Raw genomic sequence first — 1,288 nt, 5'->3', positions numbered from 1 at the left:
GGCTCTACCCCAAAAAAGGGGGCATTTTAATCAAGTTAGTCTAGACTAACCCATTGATTTGACGGTCAAAAGGAAGATTAAAATGCCCAAGAAAGATTGTATCCTAAATTTACCGGGATATTCTATTAAAAAGGTAAGTGGTGAGAACCCGGTTTTTATCGAAGTTACTTATCGTTGTGTTGTTCGATGTGTTCATTGTGGAAATAAGAAGTTACGTAAAAAAGACAGTTTCATAAGGCGCATCCGCCATGAATCGATTGGCTTGCGTCGTAGTTACTTGTGTATCAAGGCTCATAAGTATTATTGTCCTGCTTGTTGGTCGCTATTTTAATCAACGTTTTCCTGGGATAGGTAAATATCAAAGAGCGAGCGAGAGTTTGCGTAAACAGGTGTTTCACTATCATAGCAAAGGAATGAGTCAAAAGGATTTGGCTCGTGATTTAAAGCTGGGTAAATCGACTGTAGAGCGCTGGTATCATTATGGTTATGAGCTTCGCCATAAAAAGATATTAAACCGTCCTTGCCCAAGAGTTCTTGGCCTTGATGAGCATTCATTTAACAGGAAAGTGGGTTATGCAACGACCTTTTGTGACTTAGCGAAACATAAAATATTTGATGTGGTTGAGGGGCGTTCAGAAAAGGATTTAGAAGGTTATCTCAACACGTTAGAAGGAAAAGATAAGGTACAGGTAGTCTGTATTGACTTAAGCTCCAGTTACCGCAAGTTAATCAGGCGTTACTTTCCCAATGCCGTGATTGTTGCTGATCGCTTTCATGTGATACGTTTATTGAATCAATTCTGTTTGCAGACTTATCAACAGATTGACCCTGAAATGAAATATCAGAGAGGTCTCTTGGCCGCATTGAGAACCAATCCCAATAATCTCACTGTAAAGCGATTCAATAGACGAGAACGTTATTTGCAACAACAGCCTGTCATTGCTGCAATATATTACTTTAAACAGCGACTACATCGATTGCTCATGCGAAAACATCGCACCGCAAAGCAGTGTATGCGTTTAATACCGCTCTTCCTTAAACTCATTGCCAGTCTGAAGGAAAGTCCTTTTGACTCACCTAAAGACTCTAGGTAAAACATTATACCAATGGAGGGAAGAAGTGGTTAGAATGTGGCGGTTTACTAAAAACAACGGCATAACGGAGGGGTTTCATAGGAAGATGAAGCTGATTCAAAGACGTGCTTATGGATTTAGAAATTTTGAAAATTATAGGTTAAGGGTTAAAGTTTTGTGTTCTTGATTAGTGCCCCCTGATTTGGGGAAGAGCC

At 39.8% G+C, this 1,288-nt stretch carries 1 pseudogene; it reads left to right on the top strand.

The annotated features are described in order from the left end of the window. The first annotated feature begins 82 nt into the window (after nt 1-82). Nucleotides 83-1,260, top strand: a pseudogene (locus DGG96_RS20575) (ISL3 family transposase). Nucleotides 1,261-1,288: the final 28 nt, after the last annotated feature.

Source organism: Legionella qingyii (genome assembly GCF_003184185.1).
Note: the sequence above shows the minus strand (reverse complement) of the source record. Positions and strands in the feature narration are given on the sequence as shown.